The sequence below is a fragment of the Paenibacillus lactis genome (assembly GCF_017873605.1).
GTDB lineage: Bacteria > Bacillota > Bacilli > Paenibacillales > Paenibacillaceae > Paenibacillus_AQ > Paenibacillus_AQ lactis.
The window spans coordinates 135535-161259 of sequence record NZ_JAGGKI010000001.1; the positions used below are offsets into that span (position 1 = coordinate 135535).

Consider the following 25725-nt stretch of genomic DNA (forward strand, 5'->3'; position numbering starts at 1 on the left):
CATATCATACCATATCATGATTCGATCGTAACGGTCTTCGTGTTCTTGTCCCATTTTACTTTAAGGCCTAATTGCTCGGAAACGAGGCGAAGAGGGACCAAAGTCCTACCCCCTTGAACCATAGGAGCCACAGCAGCCGAATGACGCTTGCCGTTCAAAATAAATTCCTTCTTGCCGACGGTCAGCTCAAGCAGCATGCCGCCTCTCAATACGCCTACCCGCTGTGCGGATTGATTCCACGTTGCTTGTCCGCCAAAGGCGTCCAGCACATGCTTGATCGGAACATACGTCGTTCCGTTCTTCAGGATCGGCGCTGAATCAATCGCTACCTTGGAGCCGTTAAGCACGAGTGATTTTTGCCCGATCGTCATGACCGCCTTGCCTGTCGGAAGAACTTCGTTGCCCGCAACAGCCGGCATCGTAAACCGTATATCATCAAAGGATACCGAGCCTGTCAGGGCCCGCTCATCCTGTCCCTCATCCACGTTCACGACGTACATGCGCTTCAATTGGGCAGGGAATGCGATATTGTAACCGGTCAAGTCGACATTCAGCGTTTTCCAGCCGGTCCAGTCGATAGCCTTGGCCAAATCAACATAAACGGTCTTGCCGTTGTTGTCCTTCAGCTCAGCCCGGAGCCAGTTCAGGCTGCTGTCGCCTTCCACGTCGATCGCCATGGACGTTGCCTGTGCCGGAATCGTTTTACCGGTCGTTCCGTTGAACTCGGCGTATGCATACATCTTCTGTCCAAGCCCGCCGGTCATATCATAGGTCAGCTTCAGCACCTTCGAGTCGGCGTGGCTTCCGCTTCCCTTCACGATGGAAGCCGTACCGGTTACGGCAGGCACATTTGTTGTGAATTTGATCGGATAGCTTACATTTTCAAAGTTCTCCCAAGTGCTCTCACCGGCCGCGGACAAAATGACAACCGTGCTAAAGCCGTCATATCTAGCGATCGCATATCCTACCTTGGTGTTGCTGTTTACGGATGTAACGGTCAGGCGGCCGTCTTTGACGCTGCCCTTAAACCCGATGAATTCCCACTTCAGCGCACTGCTTGGAACCTCCAGGCTTTGCCCTGATCTCGTTACAGCCGTTACTGGAACGGACACGCTCGTTCCTGCCTGAAGCGGCGCACTGGATACCGCCGTCGTCAGCGCTGCCAGATCATCGGCTCCCAGTACGTTCACCTGCATCGTTGCCTTCGTGCTGCCGCTAACCGCAGTCAGTGTGGATGTGCCCGGCTTCACTGCCTTAATGCTTTGGCCGTTGATCGCGAGATTACCGTTGCTGGATTTCCAGGTCGGTTTGATGGATCCCGCATCAATCGGGTTGTAATAGGTGTCGTAGCCCTTCAGTTCATACGACCCTGTCTGGCCGATCAGGAGCGTGCTGCTGCCGCTAACCTTTAGGCCCTTTAAGTTGCCCTTAGGCGCCGTGGAGAACACGCCGAGCGCGTTTACGACGCTCCGCTGCGTGGTGCCGTATTCCGTAGGGAATGTCAGCTCCGTATTCATCTCGGCCAGCGGACGATTGACCATCGTGGTGGATCCGCCGCCATCCAGATTCATGCCCTTCCATACCCCGATTTTGCTCATGAAATCCTGCAGCTGCTGCAGGGTCATACCCGTGCTGCCGTCATTGCGCTCGGTTGCAATCATATACGCATAACGGCCATCCTTCGAGTAGCCTACAGCCGTGCGGGCGCGCGTGCCGCCGAGATCGTTGACGTTGCGGGAGAACGAAGCGGCTTTGCCGTTATCCACCAGAATCGTATGACCGCCGATCATCATTTGGAGTGAGGAAGGGTCCAGCTTCTGACCTGATTTTTTAGATACTAGGGTGTAATCCGCCGTCAGCTTCTGACCGACCTCCAGGTTATTCTTCACGAATTCGGCAGCTGCTCCGTGAGTACGAAGAACATAGCTGCCTTCCGGGACTGCTGTTGGCAAGCCTGCCATAACGGATATGTCCGTAATGACGCCGTCCGTTACCATAACCTCTGTTGGTGTCGTCGAGCTATTTAATGGACGGTCAATGGCCTTCCAGGCGCTAGTGTACAAATACGCTGCGTTCACATGACTGAAGGTCGATCCGGTACCCTCCGGGTTGTAAGCTGTTTTGTTAATGCCTGCGAGCGGGAACGTTGCTCCATTCTCAGCCGTGATGCTTCCTGAAAAAGCAAACTCATCCAAGATCGGCTTGCCATCCTTTGTGACGGCAAATGCATACATTCCCTTCAGCGCGGATGGAGAGGACATGAGATCGCCATTGGACACTTGAGGACCCATTGGAGCCCCTTCGCGATTCGTAATGAAGAAGTCGCCGTTAATCGCGGCAACCGCCCCATGCTCCTTGGCCATACCGCCTGTGCTCTGTCTTGTTGTAAACTGGTTCCCCTTGCCTGCCATCACATCCAGCTTCACATACGGGTTGTTTAAGTCGACACGGACGACATTGGCAAGCGATTTCGCGCCGGTGCTGCTCGTATATTGATACTTCATCAATACAGCACCAGAGGTGATAATCTCTTCTCCAAGCTTCTTGACCGACGTCGTTGCCGCATAGGCGACGGAGGCTGGTGACAGCTTGTCTATCACAGGCAAACTGCCGCTAAGTACGGGGCTCACCCAGATGACCCCTGCCAACGTAACGATTAACCATTTTTTACCTACTGTCGTTTGGTTTGACTTCAGTGCTTTCCCCTGTCTTGCCATGTAATCGTAACTCTCCCATCTCTTTGTTCAACACATATGCCGAACATGTAAAGTCTCTAATTAATAGACTTCATTTTTGAGGAAAAGTTACGATTTTGTTATAAAAAAACGCTTGGGCGTATTCTACACCAACTCTTTCTGATTTCACAGGTGGATTTTTTGGTGGGATTGGATTCCCTGTCCTATTCTACTATATATTCGTGCAAAAATGACAGTTTTGTCATATAACCTCTTCCTATTTTACCATAAATTAAGCCAAAAAAGCTGATACCCTTAGCAGGCATCAGCTTTTTAAAAAGTTACTTTTTTGTATTAATCATTGTTTCAAATGATGATGCTTAGTTGGCTTGAGCTTGCTCCTTCAGAGCCTCAGCCTTGTCTACGCGCTCCCATGGCAGGTCGATATCGGTACGGCCAAAATGTCCGTAAGCCGCTGTTTGCTTGTAGATTGGGCGGCGAAGATCCAGCATGCGGATAATGCCGGCTGGACGCAGGTCAAAGTTATTGCGAACGAGCTCAACGAGTTTCTCTTCACTGACTTTACCGGTACCATAGGTATCCACGCTGATCGATACCGGATTTGCGACACCAATCGCGTAAGCAAGCTGAATTTCGCATTTGTCCGCCAGGCCGGCAGCAACGAGGTTTTTAGCCACGTAGCGGGCCGCGTAAGCCGCGGAACGGTCGACTTTTGTAGGATCCTTGCCTGAGAAAGCACCGCCGCCATGACGAGCGTAGCCGCCGTAGGTGTCGACGATAATTTTACGTCCGGTCAGACCGGCATCCCCTTGAGGACCGCCGATAACAAAACGTCCCGTTGGGTTAATGAAATATTTAGTTTCCGTATCCAGCAGTTCGGCTGGAACGACCGGAAGAATGACGTGCTCTTTGATGTCCTTCTGGATTTGCTCCAGCGTAACTTCCTCGGCATGCTGCGTCGATACGACAATCGTGTCCACGCGAACCGGCTTGTCGCCGTCGTATTCAATCGTAACTTGCGTCTTGCCGTCCGGACGCAGGTAGCTAAGCGTACCGTCTTTACGTACCTCGGACAAGCGACGAGCGATGCGGTGAGACAATGCGATCGGCAGCGGCATGAGCTCAGGCGTCTCGTTAGTTGCAAAACCAAACATGAGGCCTTGGTCGCCGGCACCGATGTTCTCGGTTTCCTTATCCACTTGGGAAGGATCACGACTCTCCAGTGCAGCGTTTACTCCCTGTGCAATATCGGCCGATTGCTCATTCAGCGATGTCAGCACCGCGCATGTATTGGAATCAAAACCGTATTTTGCACGTGTGTACCCAATTTCCTTCACGGTGTTACGAACGATGGATGGGATATCCACGTATTCTGAACTTGTACTAATTTCACCAATGACCAGTACCAGACCTGTAGCAACGGAGACTTCGCAAGCCACGCGCGCATTCGGGTCGTTAGCCAAAAATGCATCGAGTACCGCATCGGAAATCTGGTCACAAATTTTATCCGGATGTCCTTCAGTTACGGACTCTGATGTAAATAAACGTCGCCCTGTTAAAGACATGAGATCAACCTCCCATATAAATAGTATGTGAATATTCAAGAGGTCCTACACAAAAAATGAACCTTTTCCGACAGGAAAAGGTTTGAAATGTACAATCCTCAACATGCATATTAACGTATTTGTTACCAGGTGTCAATCCAGTTACCCGCCTGTTTTCAAGGATTTTCTTGGATGTTTTCAATGCGAGGCAAGTACGTAAATTTTCCTACATCGCTGTTGCTCCTGGATTTCTTACTAAGAATAAATAAGTTGAACTTAACGAGGTAGAGCAGCCGTGTGAAATGTTCTTACGATCGCTGTTGTTCGCAGATTTCTTTAATTTATCTGAACTCGATTGTGGTAGAAATCCTCTTACAAAGGCGACCACTGTCGTTTTCTTCAAAATCATTTCACACTCTTGCATTTCCCTCGTATTTCTTTTGCTCAACTTATCTTAATCCAGTTCAAGAACGATCACAGGCTTGTTCCAGATGAAGCTTTCTTTTAGAAATCTTTTACGGAAGTATTTTACTCCCTTGCTTGCATCTGTTTCTTGGTCCCTTCAAAACATCAGCTAAAAGTTATGAGGCCATTACAATCTGCCGAACAGACTCTGCTCTGCATTTCGTACAAGGCGCTTGGTAATTTCTCCGCCAACGGATCCGTTCTCACGGGAAGTGAGATGACCCCATCCTGGACGGCGGCTTGATGAGCTGCCTCCAATTGCTCCAAGTTCTGATCCAAATTCGGTATCGGCTCCATTCGAACCGCCATATCCCACATTCAAACCAAACTCAGCGGCAATTTCATATTTCATCTGATTCAGCATATGACGGCTTTCCGGTACAACCTGACGATTACGATTGCTGCGTGGCATAATGAAACACCTCCTGTAAATGTGATTACAGAAGTATTATTTGTTTAATATAAGGTACGCACACGTATTAAAGCTTGTCACTGCTGGCAATAATTATAGGAAGACCATTTATCACATTTAATTTGGCATGATGAAATTGAACAAGATATTTCATCCCTTGATTGCTTTATTTTATGGTATAACCGCCTCGTACCATGACAATGAGACCGTTCTTTTGCCCTTCCTTCACCTGAATGCCACGACCTTCACGCGGGAAGGAGAGCAAATGGTTCTTCGGCGCAGCTTGTCCATTGAGCAGGTCCTTACCATCCGTCAGATCGGCAACACCGTTGGAATCCTCGGTGTAAATAACGGCGTTACCCGAACGAACGATAAATTCTGCACCAGCATCAGCAATCAGAATTTTGCCAGGCTTCAAGGCAACGTTCTTCACTTCATCCGATCCTTGGGAAGGTTGCGTTGGAGTGGTTGGGTTCGTTGGGGTAGTAGGGTTTGTTGGAGTCGTTGTCCCTCCACCGCCATTTAGCGCTTTTTGGATTTGTTGATCGACGTAGCTCTTGGTCACGACCGGGTCGTCGGCTGTGCCGGGGGTGGTGCTGGCTCCGGATACTTGAAAGTTCCAAAGAGTTCCGACAAGAATACTACTTCCTACAACCAGTGTCCCGAATGCCATTTTATACATTTTTCGCATGATACTTCTCCTTCAATGAGTGTAATAAAAAACTGTCCGGAATTAATTCCGGACAGTTTAATAAGAACAAACAAATTAGTACTTAACTTCTTGGTAAACAGCATCTGCAGAATTGCCTTTGCTATCTACAATATACTTACCTTTTGCAATGGAGACTTGACCGCCAAGAGTTCGGTCCGTTGGGTTGAATGGCTTAGCAAGTTGTACTCTAACAACTGTATCGGATGCGTTGGTTGCACCTGTTACTTCAACAGCAGTACCATCAACATATACTTTAAATGCATCAGGTGTGTAGTAAACTGTAACTTTTTCATCAAACTCGATGTCTACATAAGTATTTCCTGTTACAGTTTTAGCTTCAACTGCTTTTGGTGCAATACCGTCTTCAATATCTTTACCAGTGAGTACCTCAATTTTGTGACCGAGGTTATCGGAAGTTTGAGGGTCTCCAACAGTTGTCACTTGACCAAGATTTGCTTTGTTCAATTCGCGGTCTAAAGTGAATTCAACAGTAGTCACACCGTTGTCATATTTAGGCTCGCCTGCAGTACCATGAATGTTTCCTGCGAAAGTGAAGTCGCTCGAAACAACCGAAGTAATGTTTCCGCTAAACTCAACCTTCACTTTATCAAGTGCAGTTGCTTTAACAGATTTCACAGGGATAGTTACTTTATCCGAAATTTTAACTTGAGAATCTGTCAAATAGTTTCCGTTAAGATCAGCAACGTTAACTACACGCAAGAAATTACCTTCCAATTCAGTCTTCCAGTTGCTGAAGTCCTTCTTAGGAATAGTAAGACGAACTGTCTCAGCATTTCTCAACGTAGGTTGTGGAGCATTCTTCGTTGGGAATACTTTATAAACATTGTTGACAACATAGCTGTATTTGTTGATTTCCAACGCAGATCCATTTCCTTCTACTGCAACAGCTCTGTTAAATTGAACATCGATGTAGAGATCATCGTTATCGGAATCAGAACTAATCCAAGCTCTCTCAACCTTAAGTGCAGATGTGTTAGTTACATCAATAGAGAGAGTTTGTGGCAACATTGTGTTTCCGATGGAAGCAGTATCGCGAATGTTCGCAACATCCAATGTGTACTTGCCAGCAGGCAGGGTACCGATGGACTTGATAACTACATGGTTTTTGTAAGTTTTACCATTCTTGACTTCGTAGGTTGGTACTGTTACTGGTTTACCGTTGTTGAAACCTTTATCAGTAACAACTTCGCCTTTAGAATTCTTCAGGACAAAGTTGTCGCGATTTTGGATGTCAGTCAAGTTTACATCTTCAGAGAATTCCAAAGTGAAGACTGTAGTGTTTCCATAAACGTCAGATTTTACGCTAGAAACAGTTGGACGCTCGGTATCAAGTACCGGTGTAACCTTAACATCACGGTTTGCAGAGTTGTCGCTGTAATCTCTTACACCTTCAAGGTAAATTGTGTTTTCACCCAGGCTAAGTTTCTTGCTGTCAGTGCTGAAAGTCAAGACAACAACGTTATCTTTAATTTCCACTTTATCAGCAGTCTTAGCGGAAGAAGTGTGGTAAACCTTGTCTACGGACTTCACGGATTCGTTGAACTCAACTTCAACTTTAGTCAAGTCTTTAGTTTTAACGGATACCACTTCTGGAGCTGCCTTATCTTCAGCTACAGTAAACTTCACGTCAACTGGGCTAACTTTAAAGTTAGCGTAGTCTTCAACGCCTTGGAGGCTCAGCGTGTGCTCACCAACAGCGAGATCAGTTGTAATGAAGGCAACGTTAGGATAGGTGAATTTCACCCAACCAGAAACTGCTTTGCCATCGATTTTGTAGTTCGAAATATTCGAAGCTGTTGTGGATTTAACCGGCTCAGAGAATACTACTTTGAAAGCTTTTGTTCCAAGACCTTTAACCTCAGTCACTTCAGGAAGTTGAGTGTCAACCGCTCTGAAAGTCAGAGTTTCGTTGAATGTTTTGGAACCATCGGAGTTTTTAACACCTTTGATTTCAACTTTAGTATCTTTCTGGCCTGGCAAGTTAGCGGAGTTTTCAGCAACCAACAATGTTACAGTACGCTTGTCAGCGGAAAGCTTAGCGGACTCGAAAGTAACGCCAGTAACTTTGTAGTTGTCTTCGTTCTCTGCAGTTTTAGCTTCTACTTCACCGTCGAACTTAACAACGAGTTCTTTGTAGTTAGTAGTAGATACAGATTCGATCTTAGTAGCTGCAGTCACAACCCAAGTTACACTTTCAGTGTAGTTGTAGTTGTTATGTGTAAATTTAACCTCAGTAGCCGTGTTAGCTTTCAGAGGAGTTTCAAGGGTTACTTTCACAACTTCATTGTTAGCAAGTTTGAACTCAACCACTTTACCGTCTTCTTTAACTTCGTAGGAAACTACTTTTGGTTTTTGTTGGGACAGGTAGATGTCATAAGCAACTTCAACCAGTTGAGCACGGGTAGCGTTCGCTTTAGGGTTAGCTTTAGCGTCTACCAGACCAGCGTTGATTGCTGCTTGAACATAACCTTTAGCCCAGTCAGAAGCGTTGTTGTTAGTTTCTGTTGGAATTTCAAGTTTTTGAGCAACAACGAGAACCTTCGCCATTTCTTGAACGGTGATTTTACCGTTGAAGTCGAAGATCATTTTCGTTGTGTTCTTACCTTGCATCAAACCAGCAGAGTAAACAGCTTCTACATAAGGAGCTGGCCATTTGCTAGCTTTGTAGTTCTTATCTTTGAAGGAAGCTTTGCCTTGGATTGGCTCAAGACCCATGATGCCAACCAGAACTTTCGCGAACTCAGCGCGAGTCATTTCCTTGTCAAGACCAGCAGATCCGTCTGGGTAGCCAGAGAAGATCTTAGCTTCTTTAAGTACGTCATACTTTTGTTGCGTGTTAAGTGCGTCGTCACCGAATGCAACAGAAGCAAACATGGAGAATGCCATTGCTGTAGACAGTGCTACGGATAAAATTTTCTTCATAACCTTTTTTTCTCCTCCTTGAATCATCACTTGATTGTTTTCTTTAATTTGGTAGCTCTTGTCACTCATTAGCCCTGCACCTCCTTTCCCGAGTTGAGCATAAATCATAAATGATGTCTGTGACGAGATCACAGAATCTTGTTAACGAGAGAACACTACATACTAGAATAGATTCCTAATCCTACCTAGGTATTATACAACGAGTCCCCAGCACCGTAAAGAACAATTTTCTAATTTATAGACAAGTTTCTTCTTCAGGTTAAACTTGGTTGCCTCATTGGGTTCTACATTATAAACGTTTAATTTTCCGAAAAGTTGCGGGGGTTGCAAAGTTTTTTTAAAAAAATTTTTCGAAGTTTTCGCACTTCCTCTAACAACAAGGGTTCTCCATGTTACGACAACAAAAAAAGACGCCCTAAAGGCGTCTCTTGTTGAATTCTATCGAATCTTCATGGCAAGCTGGATAATTTTTGCACGCATCTCCGGATCCTGATTCAATCTGCTGTACATTAAATCGATCTCCGCTTTATTCGAACGATATGTCTTGTCGTGTTTAATGGTTGTATGGGACCACTCGATCAGCGCATTCTCGGCTACGGTCAGTTCATTGAAGGAATCATGAAAGCCAGTCTCTAGTACGAGCCCCTCCATAATTTCTTGCGTTATCTCATTATGAGCGGCACGTGCCAGCTCAATTTTCTTCTCCATTACTTTGGCTTTATCTTCGAACTTCGTCTTCGCCTTCATGTAGTCGAGCTGCGCTTTGGATAAAATCGGCTTCATAAATTCATCTTCACCCTCTAAAAATAGTATGTGCTTTCGCTATTGTAGCGTATTCCATGCGAAATTACAAAAAATAGATTTTGGTAACCGCTTCTATTTACCGCTTATCGGAAGGCGCAATGCTTATGTCTGTCCTAGCATAGTCACCTTCAACGGATACAGCTGCTCACGAAAAACGAGAGCATCACCTGGAGATCCAGGCATATGCTCTCGTTCAACTGCAATCAGCAATTCTGGCTTACAACAGCTTCAATTTGCTCATCATGCGTTTCACCACAGTTGCGGTATCTGCTCTATTCATGACTGCATCCGGGTTAAAGTTGTACGTAGGTTTTTTCTCGCCTTCTTTCAGGCTATTGGCAACCCCAGTCAAAATGCCTGCTTTTGAAACGGCAAGAATGGCTGGATAAGAATAGTTGGACTTAATTTTGCCCACATCCTCAAACTGCTTCTGTAGCGTTGCCTTGTCTTTCTCGATCTCGCCCATTTTCAGGTTGAGCGCACGGGCAATAATGTTCGCCGCTTCTTCCCTTGACAGCTCCATATTTGGCGCAAAGCTTCGCGGAGCAATGCCTCGGATGATCCCTTTCCGTGCTGCTGTTTCGATATAACGATAATCCCACAAGGCATTTGCCGGGATTGTCTCCTGGTAAATGTCATCGAAGGTCAGCTTGTTCGAGCTGTTGTTAATCGGCACATCGTAATCCAGCGGAATATCGAGCAGCTTCACAACGATGGTTGCGAACTCACCGCGGGTCATCGGGTCATATACACCGAATGCGTCCTGCTTGGCCGCCTTCATATAACCTCTTGCCAGCATCAGCTCAATATCGTTCCGGGCCGTTTTATGTGAAATCGCATCGGAGTAGCTGTAACGCAGCGACTTGACGGCATAATAACCAAAACCTTTAAACGTAGCGGTGACTGTCTTTTTCTTGGAATCGACCTTGCCGCCGATATTGGTCCAAGTGCCCTGGGACGGGTTGTACCACCAGATACCCAGGTTGCCGGCAGCTGCATTAACCAACGCGGAATCATATTTTAGTGTAATAGTGCCTTTCTGGGAAAGCTCCATCCAGTTTTGCGGAATCAGGCGCTGATGGAATTCATGGCCCTTCGCGTATGGATGCGTAGCTTGCTTCACGTTGAAATCTTCAACATTGCTGCTGTAAGCGTTCAGCGAGCCCGCATCCAGCCAGTACAGCGGCGAAGCATATCCGAAATGAGGAGCCGGCGTGAAGCGGAACGCATTGCCGCTGTCACCAGGGATCAACGATAGACGTCCATCCATCTCTACTCCGTTTTCGATTTCTCCAATGCGATTGTATGCCTTGATTGTACGTCCATCAATCTGGTTCGCAATTCCGAATAAAATGTCATGCTCGCCAAGTAGGTTAATGGTCGGCACTTCGGCTTTCGGGTTGGAATTCGCTTGTTGGAGAACCGTTCCCTTCGGCAGTTGCAAGGACAGTCCACCCTTAAATACATTGATTTTGCCTGATTTCGAGATGCTTGCTTTATATTGAGAACCTTCTGTTGCATCATCCACATACTGCACGACAATTTGGCCGTTTGTCTTCTTGCTGCCTTGCTCGATCGTAAACTTAATGGTGTTTTTGCCGTTCTTCAGGTTTTTAACTTCCAAACGGAAAATGTCGCTGATTTCGGATTTTACCATTGGCTCTTTGCCGATGGTAACAGAGTCAGCTCCTTCAGCCTTAATGCTGACTTCTACGAAGTTCTGCTTCAGTACTCCTTCGTTCGGCAGCTTCGGTGACAACACTTGATAAGGCGCCCGTTCACGCGTGATTTCAATCGTATCCGTTGTCGTGACGGATTGAATGCGGGATCCAATCGAAATGGCCTGCAAACCTACCTCGGGCAATGCCAATTCTTTAAGCACAACTCGTACATTACTTGAGCTTGTGCCGGTTGTAATTGTGTAATACAAGTTGTGATCTACTTGGTTGATCGCATCAAGCTGTGTTTTCAAAGCGCCACCGGTGAGTCTCCATGTTCCGGTATTGTCTTGCGTAAACACGGCAAAAATCGTTGATGAAGGATGACTTAGCGTTACGGTCACTTCATCCGTATTATCGACTTCGAACCGAAGACCCATTTCTTTTTCGTAAGTTGTGAATGCATTTTTATCAGTTTCCGTGAACAGCTTGTCCGGATCAGATTCCGTTGGAGAGCCGACTGGGAACGGAATCATGTTTTTAATAACAGAACGGTTGTCACTGAAATACAGAAGCGTTAATCTCGTAGAAATTTTACCGCTTTTATCGGCTACAACCAAAGTGTTCGGTCCTGGAACCAGCTGTAAGAATCGATTTGCGGCTTGAGGTGACTCAACGTAATTGAATTCGCCATTGCTGCTAACTGGCAGATCAATCGTGTTGCCGTTCAAGGCCAAAGTTAGCCCTTGGGTACCGGTGTAATTCACGATACGGCCAGACACCTGGGTGAAGTCGGTGCTGTTTTTGAATAATTGGTTGTTGTACAGGTTATAAACATCAATATAGGAAGAGGACAGGAACGTTACCGGGATGACCTTCGTATCCGATACGCCGGATCCGTTGCTGACCTTAATGATCAGATTTTGCTGTCCGGAAGGCAAATTCGTAATTTTAAATACGGTGTTTCCGTTATACGTAAAGGTTGAAGCTATGTTTGCGCCTTTACTGGATTCAATCGTGGCGGTTCCCGCGTTTACTTGTTCTACCATTAAATAGAGAGGCAGTTCATTTAGAACCGTGTCGTTGCTGCTTGGAAAAATCGATTGCGAGCTAAAAGACACCGTACTGCCGCTCTCGGTTACGCCATATAATTGGTGGACCTGTTTGATCGTCGGCGCATTGGCATCGCGATACGTGAATGTCTTTTGTACATCATATCCGGTTGCGGTGTCCTTAATGTAGACCAGGTACTCCCCGCTTTGCGTAATGCTGACAGTTCCGTTCGTCGTAAAAGGATACATCAATGTATTGTTAAGAATGGAAGCTTGGCCCACGGTAGCTGTCAAATTCGCAATCGGTACGGTGGACCCAACCGGGAATACCCCTACTTCAAGCACCGGCGGAACCGGAGTAGCACCTGCAGCGGGAGCATCCACCACGACATAACCGGTGATTGTGCCGTTGACGTTCCCTGTTACGACAGCCTGTCCGTCAATGCTGGTGCCGCCGATTCTTAGGTCATTCGCCGTCAAGGATCCTGTCGGATGATATACGACCTGACGATGGATGGTCTGCGTCCGGGATTCGGAATTAACCACGATGACCAGGTCGTTGACGCCTTTCTTCAATTGAATACCTGCGGAATAGAACATATCGCCGCCGCCTGGATACATCGACTGTCCGTTTACGGTCACGCCTTTGGATCCGTTTGTAGCCTTAACGGAGATGCTTATCGTTTCGGTTGTAACGACAACAGGTCTCGAGCTGTTTTCCTCAAGAACCCGGCCGTCGCTCAGCGCGACTTCATAAACAGCCGGAACATCCGAAAACTTGACATAGGCTGTTGCGCTTACTTGCTGCCCTTGAGTGCTCATGCCCGAGACGATAATTTTGTTCACGCCCTGATTCAACTGAACGTTCAAGAACTCGAATGTGTTGGCCGCTTCGTCCAGAATCGGCTTAACACCCGTTCCGCCCGTCGTCGTATCATCAAAACGCTTAATTTCATAGGAAATCGTATTAGGGTTAACGCCGTTATACGTGCCCGACACCTTGATGGAGCTACGGTTTTCGGGCGTTGGCGAATTTGGATCTGTGCTCAGATTAGAAAAATGGAAAAATAAAGCCCCGTTTGCGGCGGAAGCCGGTAGTGCCGGTATCAATGAAAAGAACATCGCTACAGCCAGCAGCAGGCTAGCCATAGTATGAAATGGACGTCTCAACGGTTTTACCTCCTTGTTCGTTCGGACCTGCGGGTCCGCTTTGGGTGTTCGATCTTTCACTTGCTCCCCTCTCTTTCCCTGACAGTTGGTATTAACGCATAGTTCATATATCGGTCCCATACATTCAATTTTTTAGAAAAAAACACAAAAAAGCCTCACCCCTTTTCGGGTGAGGCCTGCATGTCCAATCGTATGCAAAAAGAATTAGAATAAGTTCTTATTTGGAGCGGCTTTCGGGATTCGCCTTCATCCTCATGCGGTTGATCAGGCCCAGGATCGGCCGTTTGGTCTTGCCTACAAGCCCGATAACCTCTGCGCCGATCTGCATGAAGCACATCATGACACAGATGACGACGAAGGTTACCCAGTTCGCCTCATACATGGCCGCCGAGGATTGAATGACGGCCAGAACGCCGAAGAAAGCGGCAATCACATAAATGATCAGCACCGTCTGGCGGTGGCTGAATCCAAGCTCGCGCAGGCAATGATGCAAATGACCTTTGTCCGGCGCGAAGATCGGCTTCTTCTGAATTTTGCGGCGCACGATCGCGAAGAACGTATCCGACAGCGGCACCCCGATAATAATCAGCGGCGTAATGAACGATACGATCGCAATCTGCTTGAAGCCGAGCAAGGACAGCATGGCCAAACTGAACCCAAGGAACAGTGAGCCGGTATCCCCCATGAAAATCTTGGCGGGATGGAAGTTAAAGAACAGGAATCCGATAATTCCGCCCAAGAGCAGCAGGCAGAGCAGAGCTACGGTCGTATTTCCCATCAGGAACGCCATGACGGAAATCGTCCCGATCGCAATACCGGACACGCCCGCAGCAAGACCATCGAGGCCGTCAATCAGGTTGATGGCATTGGTCACCCCGACAATCCAAAAGATGGTGAGCGGAATCGACACCCAGCTCTCGAGCGCCGAGTACCGGTCCTGAAACGGTATATTTACAAAATCCACAGTAATATTAAATCCGAACACGACAACGCAGGCCGCTGCAATCTGTGCCAAGAACTTGACTTTGGCCGACAGCTCAAATCGGTCATCCAGGGCTCCGATCAGTACGATCATGGAACCGCCGATCAGAAAAGCCTTCATAAAGTTGGCATCCCGCGGCGAAAGGCTATCCGGCAAGAAAGGAAGCACTGCAATGAGTCCGAGCACAAAAGCCAGATAAATGCCAAGCCCGCCGAGACGGGGCATGATTCGAGTATGAACTTTACGGGCATTCGGCACGTCGACGGCACCGATCTTGACCGCGAATTTTTTCACCAGCGGCGTAAGAACCAGAGCCAAAGCAAGCGCCACGATAAACCCGATGATGTATATCATTAACATGTAATCATTCGACCCCCAATATTGTCTACCGGTTGAATTATACTCCCTTCGGGTCCGAAATCCAATACCAATTTCCGGTGAAATCCCGGATATTCGCCATAGAAATAAGCGATTTAGCTTGTTTTCGTTACGTTTTCTCTCTCGCGCAGCACTTTCACTACGAATTTCGGCAGCGCAAGCATTCTTTTGTAACGGGAGGGCTCCTTCAGAAGCCGGTAGAACCACTCAAGGCGCAGCTTCTGAAATACCTTCGGAGCGCGCTTGAGCTTGCCGGAAATAATATCGAAGGATCCGCCGACGCCCATAACGACAGGAACCTGCAGCGCCTGCTTATGCTTGGCGATCCAAGGCTCCTGATTGTCCGCACCGCGAGCGACAAACAATATGTCCGGCGAAGCGGCCCGGATCTCCTCGATGACGGCGGCATCTTCCTCAGGTCCGAAAAATCCGTCCCGATACCCGCATATAATTGCAGCCGGATATTGCATTTGTAACCGATTGGCGGCTTCCTGAATCACTTCTGCCGTGGTTCCGAGCAAGTAAAACTTCCATCTGTAGGTTTCCCCGACCCGGAGCAATTCATGTAACAGATCGAAGCCCGTAACACGTCCCTCCAGCGGATCGCCCCCTACTCCGGCAGCCCATACGATTCCGGTTCCATCCGGTACGATGATCTCGGCGCTTTGCATCATGGCTTTATACTCGGGATTATTCTCTGCGGTCATGACCATAATCGGATTGGCTGTAATGACCTGATGCGGTTTCCCGGACTTTACGGCCTCCGTCAGATATTTGACGGTATCCTTCATGTCCATCTTGGAAAATGGAACCCCGAACACGGAAACGGTTGGAAAAGGTTTTGTCTGGTTCATGATCTAATCATCCTCTGTGGCGTAAATATTCGACGATGCGGCGGGCCGGCAGAGCAGCCTCCCGCTTCAGCTCGGCGATGGGTGCTTCATGCTCCGTCACCCATGCTTGCCCGCCGTCAAGCAGCTTCGCAATCTCGCTCTTCAGCCGGTCCGGATCCAGAGCCTCGCTGCTTCCGACAGGTTCGCAGCCCAGCCGCTTCAAGAAATGGTCAATCTTCGGATCATAGGAGATGCCGAGCAGCGGCACACGCCGATTCGCCGCATAGATCAAGCTGTGGAGGCGCATGCCGAGCACCACATCGCATCGGCTGACCTCCCTCAGCATATCCTGGGGCTGCTGCTCCTCAACATAGTAGCTGATCTCGGAGCCGTTCGACCTAACATCGCCGATCAGCTCGGCAATATACCGGGAGGCTTCCAGATCATCCGGCTTGTGGAACGGAAGGAAGCGAAGATGCACCTTCCGGCTTGCAGCCAATTCCTTCAGTCCATCCGCGATGCTCTGAAGCTCCTTGAGCTCAGGGTGCCAACGGCGAACCGAAATTCCAATCGTCGGAAGATGGCCGTCACCCTGATCAATCTGACCAGCGGATGCTCCTGCACCGGACGCCGACGGATCAGCCTCGAGCGGAGCAGCTTGTCCTTCATCCGCTGCGATCCGTCGTTCACCTTGAGTATCTTTCAGAGCCGCTTCATCCAGAACTCCATGGCTATGCTCCTGCTTGTCATCGGGGAGCGGAAGGCCCATGACCGGATCGGGAACAACCTGAATCGCATCTGCCGAAATTCCCATCGTCTGAAGGAGCTCGCCCGATTGGGTATCGCGAACAGAGATATACGAGCATTTTCGGAACACCGAGCGGATCATCGGATGGAAAAGCTTTCGGTTTACCGGTCCGACGCCCTGTGCGTAAATAAACGTCGGCTTGCCCAGCCACTGGGCAATCTTCAGAATGCCAAGGTAATATGGAATCGTCTTCGGACTGGTCGCATCCTGCAGAAGGCTGCCTCCCCCGCTGATCAAACCATCGCTCTCCTTGATCGCTTGCCTGACCTCGCCCAGCCTCATCCGATGCACGGATTTCACGCCGTACATCGCCTCCGTCCATTCCGGATCGATCGAAAGGACGACCGGGTTGATGTTCACGCCGGCAGCCTGACCTTCCTGCTCGAGCGCGGTCAAAATCGACTTAAGCACGGCCTCGTCGCCGCTGTTTTTAAATCCGTAATATCCGGAAATGACTATCGTCTTAGAAGTAGTGGTGACCATCGTTTCCAGATCCTTTCTAATATCTGCCACGCCGCAATCGCAATCAAACCGATGATCAGGCCGAGTCCAAGGCCGAGCACCACGCGAATCGCCGAAATATAGATTGGCGTATGAATATGCGTAAACGTTCCGACCATCGACAACTGCCCCATGACGCCAATAATAAGCAGGTAGACCGCATGGCGGTATTTAAAGGATAGGAAGACGCCAAGCACCATCATGGGATGGGCCAGCAAAAATTCCTTGTTCCGCGGACGAACCCCAAAGGTGTTCTCCAGGAACGAGCGGAAGGCCATCTCGATCGGAGAAACAGCGCCCGCGTTGCCGGTCCGGCTTAAGTAGTACATGCCGACGATTCCAACGATGCCGGCCGCGATCACCCATGTGAGCGTAATCGGTGCCTTAAGCAGCTTCTGAATCGAGCTGTACGTAGATCCGCCCCGGTACAACACGACATAAACGGCAATCAAGGCGATCGGTGCCGCCGCCAGAAGGCTTACGCCGCGGAACTGATCCAGTACGAGCATATAGGTCACATTGTTCAGCAGCGCAACCACGACCGGAACTGCAGCGAGCGATATGATCGTTGTTTTCACCAACAAAACAATGGAATGCGACACTCTTCGGCCTGCGCTCATGTCCGGAATGATCTTCTGCGTATCGTTGACCTTCCGAATGGCCAGTATGACGGCAACGGTCGGCGCACTGATGGCGGCAAACAAAGCGAGTGCCTGCTCGAGCAAGGTAGGCTTGAGGACGTACAGACCTGCGCTGCCAACCAAGCCAAGCAAGAAAGCCGGTACCGTCAGGAATGGGATGTAATACGAAATCATCAGCGTGATCAAGGCGATTGCGCCTATAACCGCTCCAAGCTTGAAGTAACGCTGCATGGAGGAGTCGGTGACTTTAAACGGCTCTGCAAGACCCATCGTAAATCCGTTGTCTTCCATCTTCTGAATCGCTTGTCCCGTACCCGTCAATGCGTCGATCAGATTATCCATCGGATGGGTGATCGATGCTTTGGTCATGTCCCGGCTCGGCTCGGCATTCAAATAAAACATGCGGATATTCCGGTCCTTTGATGCGAGCGCAAACCGGTCCCCGATGGTTTCCGGGTCAAGATTAGCATCCCGCTCACTGAGGGAATAAATACGGGTGACGTTATAATCCGTCATATAAGCAAGCTGGGTAAATCCTTTTTGCGGACGCTTAATGTTTTCGATAGCCACAAGGCCGATATTGTACTGATTCAGGAGTTTACCGAAGGCGTTCAAACTCTTCTTATCGGCATTATCATTGAAGCCCTTGGCTGCATCACCTTCAAACAAAATCCGCTTCACGCCGATATCGGAGAAATACGCCATCAGCTGCTCGACGTAAGCCTCGTCATACGGCAGACTGTCGGATAGACGCGGCACTATGGTAAAGCCCTTGTCCCGCAGCATCGCAATCGTTATCGGATCCGGCGTCATCGGTTTAATGACGGCATTGGAACGAGGCGTTTCAAGAACAAGACCGTCCATAGCCTTTTCATAGTTCCATGCTCTCACCGGAATCCCCAGTCTCGAATAGGTCTCCTCAATGATCGGCTTAATCAGAACTGCGCTTTCCTCGCTATTAAACGCAATATACGTAAAGTTCTCATTCGGCGAAATCGTCGTTCCGGTTAAATCCGCTGCTTGCTGCGCGTCATAGACGGTAATTCGGCGGGATTTCACCAGCTCGTCGAGCGTGCTCTCGTAGAGCGCCATGCTCATAACGCCATTTTCCTTCAAGCGATCCAGCTGCTCGGATATGAAATCCTCCGGCTTGGCTTGGTATACCGACACATCCAATAAATCACGGTAATCAAATACCAGTTCTACATTCTTGGATGTTGATTCTGTCTGCAGCCGGTCATAGCCCACCGGCAGAGACGCTGCAACGCCCAGAACAACCAGAATCCACAGCCACTTCCGGGCTGCCGTGTTCCAGCGTTTCCATTTCTGAACCACGAAAGTACCTCCTCATTGAACCTACAGGGTTAGCGAAGCGAATAGCGATGCCCCTAATCGATCGGCATACGCTCCATTCGCTTCGCTGATATCCTAAGTTTGTCCATCTCTAATTTGTTCGATTTAATCCATTAGGCGTCGACGCGGGCCATTACGTGCTCAACCAGCGTTTGAATTTTCTCCTGCGCATCTGAAGCGGAAGCTCCGCGAACGGCGAAATATACCTTAATCTTCGGCTCGGTGCCCGATGGTCTCAAGCAGAACCAGGAGCCGTCCTCGAGCAGATACTTCAGTACATTTTCTTTCGGCAAGCCGTCGAGACCGTTCGCGTAATCAAGCACCTGCTCGACCCGTATTCCGCCGATTTCCTGCGGAGGATCGTTGCGCCAATCCGACATTTTTGCCGCGATTTGCGCTACGCCATCCTTCCCTTTCAAGGTTCGGGACTCGAGCCTTTCCAGGAAATAACCGAACTGCTCATACAGCTCCTGAAGTACATCATACAAGGTCTTTCCTTGCCCTTTATAGTAAGCGGCCGCTTCGCAAATCAGCATGGAAGCCAGCACCGCATCTTTATCGCGGGCATAATTGCCTGCGAGGTAGCCGTAGCTTTCCTCATAGCCGAACAAGAAGGTGTGGCTGCCGGACTGCTCAAACTGAGTCATTTTCTCGCCGATATACTTAAAGCCCGTCAACGTATTCAGCACTGCTGCTCCGTAATGCTCGGCAATGGCCGCGCCCATTTCGCTGGTTACAATCGTCTTGATAACCGCTCCATTGTTCGGCAGCTTGCCCGCATCCTTCAGCTGGCTCATCAGATAATGAATCATGATCGCACCGGACTGATTGCCGGTCAGCACGACATATTCTCCCTGACGGTTCTTAACGACGGCCCCCATGCGGTCGGCATCGGGATCGGTACCGATCAGAATATCAGCGCCCACTTCCTCGCCAAGCTTCATGGCCAGCGTAAACGCCTCGCGCTCTTCCGGGTTCGGAGACTTCACCGTGGAGAAATCGGCATCCGGCTGCTGCTGCTCCGGCACCACATAAATATGCTTGAATCCGATCGTTTCGAGGACACGCTTAACCGGCTCATGACCCGTGCCATGCAGCGGAGTAAACACGATTTTGAAATCATCGGCAAGCCGCGATGCAATCGCCTCCCGATTCACGGAAACAGCGGCAACCGTATCGATAAAGGCTTGATCCTCAGCTTCGCCAAGCCATACGAGCAGACCCTGCGCTTCCGCTTCCTCCCTCGAAAGCTTCTTCACGGCGGCAAAGGAATCCACCTGCTGGATCAGGGCGATGACCTTCTCCGCTTCATGCGGCACCAGCTGGCCTCCCTCCTGATTGTATACCTTGTAGCCGTTATATTCCGGAGGGTTATGGCTTGCCGTAATTACAATTCCCGCCGAGGCACCAAGATGGCGGACGCTGAACGATAATTGCGGCGTGGAGCGCAAAGACGGATACAGCTTGGCTACAATGCCGTTACCGGCAAGCACCAGAGCGGCCTCAAGCGCAAACTCCGGCGAGAAATGCCTCGAATCATGAGCGATGACCACCGAAGGCTTCCCTTCCTTTTGACCATGGGTATCGAGAATATATTGGGCGAAGCCTTGCGTAGCCCGTCCTACGGTATATTTATTCATCCGATTGCTGCCGGCGCCGATCACGCCGCGAAGTCCGCCTGTACCGAACTCCAGATCGCGGTAGAACCGCTCCTCCAGCTCACGGGTATCATTCTCCAATGCGCGAAGCTCCCGTTTTGTCTCCTCATCGACATAAGGGTCATTTAACCAGCGCTGAACCGTATCCTTCGTTCTCTGACTCATCTCTGACATGAAAAAATATCTCCCTTCAAGCAAGAATTGTCTGCAAGAGGCTGTTCAAAAAGCCGTCTTTTGATCACACGGAGTGAACATGAAGACGCAATACTGATAAAACCGGCTTTTTGAACTCGCACTGCATGGGCTATTCCTTGTCCGCAAGCGCGAACATAATTTCCCCCTCGGCAACCACGCGTCCGTCGACCGTTGCTGTCGCTTTTCCTTTTCCGATCATGCCCTTCAGGCGAATGATTTCAACTTCCAATCGGAGCGTATCCCCCGGCACGACTTGACCGCGGAACCGGAAGCCGTCGATCCCTGCCAGAAATCCCAGCTTTCCGCGGTTGCTCTCCACATTGAGAATAGCGACCGCACCGACTTGTGCCAAGGCCTCCACAATAAGCACGCCCGGCATCACGGCATATTCGGGAAAATGGCCGACAAAGAACGGCTCGTTGATCGTTACGTTTTTGATACCGACTGCGCGCTTGCCGTCCTCGATCTCCACAATTTTATCAACAAGCAAAAACGGGGGGCGATGCGGAATAATCTCTTGAATCTGTTTAATATTCAACATTCTTCAAAATCCTCCTTATGTACGTACCCGCCAAGCACAGCATTTGAAAACGCGGGCCTCGAACTGACGGCTGTCTTTCGTGCTATGCTCTTGCCAGCGGGCATTAGAGTAACCTTCATTGTTCATCTCTAAGTTGAGCTTTTCTTTTCAAGTATGCATAAAAAAACGGGCATGCGGAAAAAATGATGATATCCTTCACCACTGCAGAAGTGAAGGTTTCACATAAGGGGCTTTTTTCGCAGGACAGCTTTGTCGTTGCGGAGAAGGCCCTTTTTACGCATATGTGATTTCCTCATCAAAGAACCGATGTGCAAGTCCCATCCCATTATACCGTTTTACCCTAAAAAAAGAAAACTCCCGGATTGGGAGTTTCAGCTTATATTAACACATTATTTCCATCACGTACTGCACCGGCTAAGGTGCGAAAATCAGGTCAAAAACATGCCTCCAAGTGTCCCAATTAAACACTTCGCTAAGCTCCTGCTTGCCCAGCACGACATAACCGAACGTCATGCCGCCAAACAATGCCAATATGAGCAAAATCGGGATCATGATCCGTACGGCAATTTTCCACCCGGAAGTTTTGGAGCGCGGCTTCGCTGCTTCCTTACTCTTGGATTCCGCCTTGGTTTCACGTTTCGCCCCGCTTTTCGGTTCGCTCATGATGCCCACCTACCCTCGCATAGTGTTGGCAAGGTTCATCATAGTGTCGCTCGAGCTGAGTGCCCGCGAAGCCAGCTGGTAAGCCCGCTGAACTTCCATCATTTTGGTCATTTCCTCCGTCAGGTTGACGTTGGATTGCTCTACATAGCCGGACAGGACCTTGGATTTTGCCGGATCAACCGGATTTCGCGGCGTCAGGTCGAAGACATCCCCTTCGGCGAGCCCGTTGCCGAGCACGAACTGATTATCCCCTACGGATACAAGCCCCTCCGGACGATTCAGCTCGACCAGTTTCAATGTAGCCCCAGGTCTCCGACCAGCAGGCGTATCCAGGATGATCTGCCCGTTCTCATTGACCGCAACCTTGCCATTAGCCGGCAGCGAAATCGGACGATTATTAACGTCCAGCACCGGATAGCCCTGGGAATTCACAAGCAGCACATTCTCGGCGTTGTTCGGATCCGGCGAAACATCAAAAGCGCCTTCCCGGGTATAGACGATCGTTCCGCCTGCCTGAACGGCAAACATGGCTTGTCCCTCAATCATCAGATCGAGCGGGTTGCCGGTTTCCCGCGGAGCCCCTTGATCCATATTCATCCCGAGGGAGGATAACCTCATCCCGTAGCCAAGCGTATAGCCTAGCGGCGTTGCGCGCCCGGGCCGGTCAAAATCCTGATGATGCCGCTGCACCTGAGTCAGGACATCCTCAAAGGACGCCTCTCGCTTCTTATATCCGACTGTATTCACGTTCGCCACATTGTCTGCAATTACATCCAGCCGCTGCTGGAGCGCATTCATCGAGACCATGGCACTAATCATGGAGTTGTTCATTCCTTACCTCCTGTAGGCTTACCTAATCCTAAAACGAAATCTGCCGTCAGACCAGTTGGAGCTGCAGCCCATACTAGACTCGGCCAATCTCATTTACGGCCTTCTCCAGCGTCTTATCGTAATATTGCACGATCCGCTGATTCGTTTCATACGCCCGTAGCGCAGCATTCAATTCCACCATCGATTGCGTCGGATCCACATTGGAACCCTCAATGAAGCCTTGGCGGATCTCTCCGTTATCCGCAGCCGTCATGAAACGAACCTCGCCGTCAGGATCGGCCATGCGAAACACGCCGTTTCCTTCCCGGATCAGGCCATGAGGCTCGCTTACAATGCTAATGCCGAGGTAGGTGCCTGTCCCATTGCCGTCCGCGTCTATGATTTGCCCTTGCTCATCCACTGTAAAGTTACGGGCCGAGCCTGTCAATACAATCGGAGTGTTATTGTTATCCAGCACTTGATAACCGGCCTCGCTCAGCAGGCTGCCATCCGGGTCAACACGGAAGCTCCCGTTACGGGTATAACGGATATCCCCATTCTCGTTCCGAACGGTGAAAAAGCCTTCCGGCCGGTAAATAACGTCCCCATTCTCGTCCACATATCGACCCGAGGCGTCGAATTCATAATTCTCCCCCGTGGCCGGATTCTGGACGTTGAAGGATGATACCAGCGCAAAATCAGTGCTTTTCCCGGTCTCGCGTAGCGCTCCCTCGGTATATAAGGAGATGCTCTCCTCCGCATAGACACCGGTGTTGAACTTGCCGAGCTTCCGGTTCGAATTGGAGGGATCATTTCCGCCGATCATGGAGACGAGCACTTCCGGGAATGAGCGCTGTACGCTATTGACCGCCTTATAACCGGTCGTGTTCAGGTTCGCAATGTTTTGGGTCACGGTATTGTGGCGCTGCTCCTGGGTCATCATCCCTGAAGCTGCGGTATAAAGTCCTCTTAGCAATGAAGACACTTCCTTCCATATTAACGAATGTTAAGAACCCTGATGTCCAGCCATGGAGATGGCATATTCTTCACTGCTTGTACACCGGTCCTTATCCAGATCCAGTCATCCTATCATCAATATAGATGAACAAACGAATTGGAAATCGGGCAAGTACGTAAAATGTTCCTACAATCGCTGTTGCTTCCGGATTTCTTGTTCTTATCAATTCAACAAGGTAGAAATCCGGTCACAAAGGCGACCACTACCGTTTCTTCGGAATCATTTTTCTCCCTTGCCTGTATCTCATTCTTTAGTACATCCTATATTTATATCGGAAGGTTAGAATTTTTTCTTAACGACCTTGTCCAAATTATCCAGCATAATGCCCGTTCCCTTAACCACACAGTGCATCGGATCCTCCGCAACGAGAACCGGTACCCGGAGCTCCTCCGTAAGCAGCTCGTCCAATCCGTGAAGCAGTGCGCCCCCGCCTGTCAAAATGACGCCGCGGTCGATAATGTCAGCCGACAGCTCCGGCGGTGTGCGTTCCAATACGGACTTGGCGGCCAGCACGATCGAGGATACCGGATCCCATAGCGCCTCCTGCACCTCTTCGGAGGATACCGTTACGGTTAACGGGAGTCCCGATACCATGTCCCGCCCCCGGATGTCCATTTCCGCTTGCCGTCCCCCCGGACGAACGGTGCCGATCGCAACCTTGAGATCTTCCGCCGTACGTTCACCGATCAATAATTTATATTTATGCTTAATGTACTTCGTGATCGCTTCGTCGAACTTGTCCCCCGCGACTTTAATCGAAGAAGCGGTGACAACATCGCCCATGGACAGGACGGCCACATCTGTCGTGCCGCCCCCAATGTCCACAACCATGTTACCGCTAGGCTGAAAAATATCCATGCCAGCGCCGATGGCCGCTGCCTTCGGCTCTTCTTCCAGGAACACATCTCTGGCGCCGCTGCGCTCAGCCGCTTCCCGAATCGCCTTCTGCTCCACCGACGTAATATTCGTCGGCGCGCAGATCAGGATACGGGGCCGGCTGTGCCAGCTGCGCGCCCCCACGCGATCAATAAAATACTTCAGCATCATTTCCGTTATGTCGAAGTCGGCGATGACCCCGTCCCTCAGCGGGCGGATCGCCGTAATGTTGCCGGGAGTGCGTCCGACCATACGCCGAGCTTCCTCACCGACCGCAAGGACCCTCTTCATGTCGGTCTCAATCGTGACTACGGAAGGTTCGTCTAACACTACCCCCTTCCCCTTAACGTGTATTAGCACGTTTGCCGTCCCTAGATCGATTCCTATATCCTTGCTCAACATCATGAAAAGCCCCCAAAGTGTTATTTTATGGTAAAGAGTCCTCATTCACTGCCCCGATATTCAATCGACAATTTCCAGCAATCCATGATAATTTACGGCAAGGCAGGTCCCATGATTCGATCCTATACCAGCATTTAACATATCATACTTTAGGGGAGGGATTCAACGTCATTCTAGCGACCTAAGCACTATTTCTCAGGATTTTGCCGTGGCCACCGGTTCACGATTGCTGCCGGATTTTTTGTACTTGATCTTCGTGGCTTCCCCGCCTCTTAGATGGCGGATGGATTTGTGGTATTCGAGAATGTGCTTCACCTGATCCGCCAGGTCCGGGTTAATTTCCGGCAGACGTTCGGTTAAGTCCTTATGCACCGTGCTTTTGGACACGCCAAATTCTTTGGCTATGGTTCGAACCGTATGCCTCGTTTCCACGATACAGCGTCCGATTTTAATGGTCCGCTCTTTGATGTAATCGTGCACGCTCCCGCCTCCCTACTGTGTGGATAGTTTGGTACATTATATGAGGGGCATGACGGGATATTCGCGGTTTCACGGGCTGACAAGCTTAAGCAGGCCCATTTATTTTCTGGACATGCCGGGACGAGGCCGG

The 25725-nt window shown here is 49.6% G+C and carries 18 protein-coding genes; all 18 read right to left on the reverse strand.

What is annotated here, in order from left to right; genetic code table 11:
- Nucleotides 1-14 precede the first annotated feature (14 nt).
- The 18 genes from J2Z18_RS00515 to spoIIID all read right to left on the reverse strand — a co-directional run bounded on the left by J2Z18_RS00515 (nt 15) and on the right by spoIIID (nt 25595).
- Nucleotides 15-2717 carry a phosphodiester glycosidase family protein gene (locus tag J2Z18_RS00515; RefSeq protein ID WP_210093992.1) on the reverse strand — a complete coding sequence of 901 codons (2703 nt, stop codon included), beginning with the start codon at nt 2715-2717 and terminating at the stop codon, nt 15-17.
- Between the two features lie 338 nt (nt 2718-3055).
- Nucleotides 3056-4261: a methionine adenosyltransferase gene (gene metK / locus J2Z18_RS00520; RefSeq protein WP_210093993.1), complete on the reverse strand. Its 1206-nt coding sequence runs from the start codon at nt 4259-4261 to the stop codon at nt 3056-3058.
- Nucleotides 4262-4832: 571 nt separating this feature from the next.
- Nucleotides 4833-5117 carry an alpha/beta-type small acid-soluble spore protein gene (locus tag J2Z18_RS00525; RefSeq protein ID WP_210093994.1) on the reverse strand — a complete coding sequence of 95 codons (285 nt, stop codon included), beginning with the start codon at nt 5115-5117 and terminating at the stop codon, nt 4833-4835.
- A 166-nt stretch (nt 5118-5283) separates the two neighbouring features.
- On the reverse strand, nt 5284-5808 hold the full coding sequence (locus J2Z18_RS00530; RefSeq protein WP_210093995.1) for a hypothetical protein: 525 nt from the start codon (nt 5806-5808) through the stop codon (nt 5284-5286).
- A 75-nt stretch (nt 5809-5883) separates the two neighbouring features.
- On the reverse strand, nt 5884-8841 hold the full coding sequence (locus J2Z18_RS00535; protein ID WP_210093996.1) for an Ig-like domain-containing domain: 2958 nt from the start codon (nt 8839-8841) through the stop codon (nt 5884-5886).
- A gap of 369 nt (nt 8842-9210) precedes the next feature.
- The gene (locus tag J2Z18_RS00540) at nt 9211-9555 is read right to left on the reverse strand and encodes a hypothetical protein (RefSeq protein WP_007133263.1); all 345 of its coding nucleotides are present in this window, start codon (nt 9553-9555) and stop codon (nt 9211-9213) included.
- A gap of 238 nt (nt 9556-9793) precedes the next feature.
- Nucleotides 9794-13456 (reverse strand): S-layer homology domain-containing protein, encoded by a 3663-nt coding sequence (locus tag J2Z18_RS00545; protein ID WP_210093997.1) that lies wholly within the window; start codon nt 13454-13456, stop codon nt 9794-9796.
- A 217-nt stretch (nt 13457-13673) separates the two neighbouring features.
- Nucleotides 13674-14798, reverse strand: a complete 1125-nt coding sequence (locus tag J2Z18_RS00550) for a glycosyltransferase family 4 protein (protein WP_007133265.1) — start codon at nt 14796-14798, stop codon at nt 13674-13676.
- Between the two features lie 113 nt (nt 14799-14911).
- Nucleotides 14912-15670 carry a WecB/TagA/CpsF family glycosyltransferase gene (locus J2Z18_RS00555; RefSeq protein WP_007133266.1) on the reverse strand — a complete coding sequence of 253 codons (759 nt, stop codon included), beginning with the start codon at nt 15668-15670 and terminating at the stop codon, nt 14912-14914.
- 7 nt (nt 15671-15677) lie between these two features.
- Nucleotides 15678-16940 (reverse strand): polysaccharide pyruvyl transferase CsaB, encoded by a 1263-nt coding sequence (gene csaB, locus J2Z18_RS00560; RefSeq protein WP_210093998.1) that lies wholly within the window; start codon nt 16938-16940, stop codon nt 15678-15680.
- The gene (locus J2Z18_RS00565) at nt 16913-18934 is read right to left on the reverse strand and encodes a DUF5693 family protein (protein WP_210093999.1); all 2022 of its coding nucleotides are present in this window, start codon (nt 18932-18934) and stop codon (nt 16913-16915) included. The genes csaB and J2Z18_RS00565 overlap by 28 nt, the downstream gene beginning before the upstream one ends.
- Before the next feature lie 131 nt (nt 18935-19065).
- Entirely contained in the window at nt 19066-20784 is a 1719-nt protein-coding gene (locus J2Z18_RS00570) for a phospho-sugar mutase (RefSeq protein WP_210094000.1), read from the reverse strand.
- Nucleotides 20785-20914: 130 nt separating this feature from the next.
- On the reverse strand, nt 20915-21346 hold the full coding sequence (gene fabZ / locus J2Z18_RS00575) for a 3-hydroxyacyl-ACP dehydratase FabZ (RefSeq protein ID WP_007133270.1): 432 nt from the start codon (nt 21344-21346) through the stop codon (nt 20915-20917).
- Between the two features lie 414 nt (nt 21347-21760).
- Entirely contained in the window at nt 21761-22009 is a 249-nt protein-coding gene (locus tag J2Z18_RS00580) for a DNA-directed RNA polymerase subunit beta (protein WP_028405636.1), read from the reverse strand.
- Between the two features lie 9 nt (nt 22010-22018).
- On the reverse strand, nt 22019-22840 hold the full coding sequence (locus tag J2Z18_RS00585; protein ID WP_028405637.1) for a flagellar hook-basal body protein: 822 nt from the start codon (nt 22838-22840) through the stop codon (nt 22019-22021).
- A gap of 73 nt (nt 22841-22913) precedes the next feature.
- Nucleotides 22914-23795 carry a flagellar hook-basal body protein gene (locus J2Z18_RS00590; RefSeq protein WP_007133273.1) on the reverse strand — a complete coding sequence of 294 codons (882 nt, stop codon included), beginning with the start codon at nt 23793-23795 and terminating at the stop codon, nt 22914-22916.
- Between the two features lie 321 nt (nt 23796-24116).
- A complete protein-coding gene (locus J2Z18_RS00595) occupies nt 24117-25115 on the reverse strand; it encodes a rod shape-determining protein (protein ID WP_028405638.1) in 999 nt (332 codons plus the stop codon).
- A gap of 195 nt (nt 25116-25310) precedes the next feature.
- On the reverse strand, nt 25311-25595 hold the full coding sequence (spoIIID, locus tag J2Z18_RS00600; protein ID WP_007133275.1) for a sporulation transcriptional regulator SpoIIID: 285 nt from the start codon (nt 25593-25595) through the stop codon (nt 25311-25313).
- Nucleotides 25596-25725: the final 130 nt, after the last annotated feature.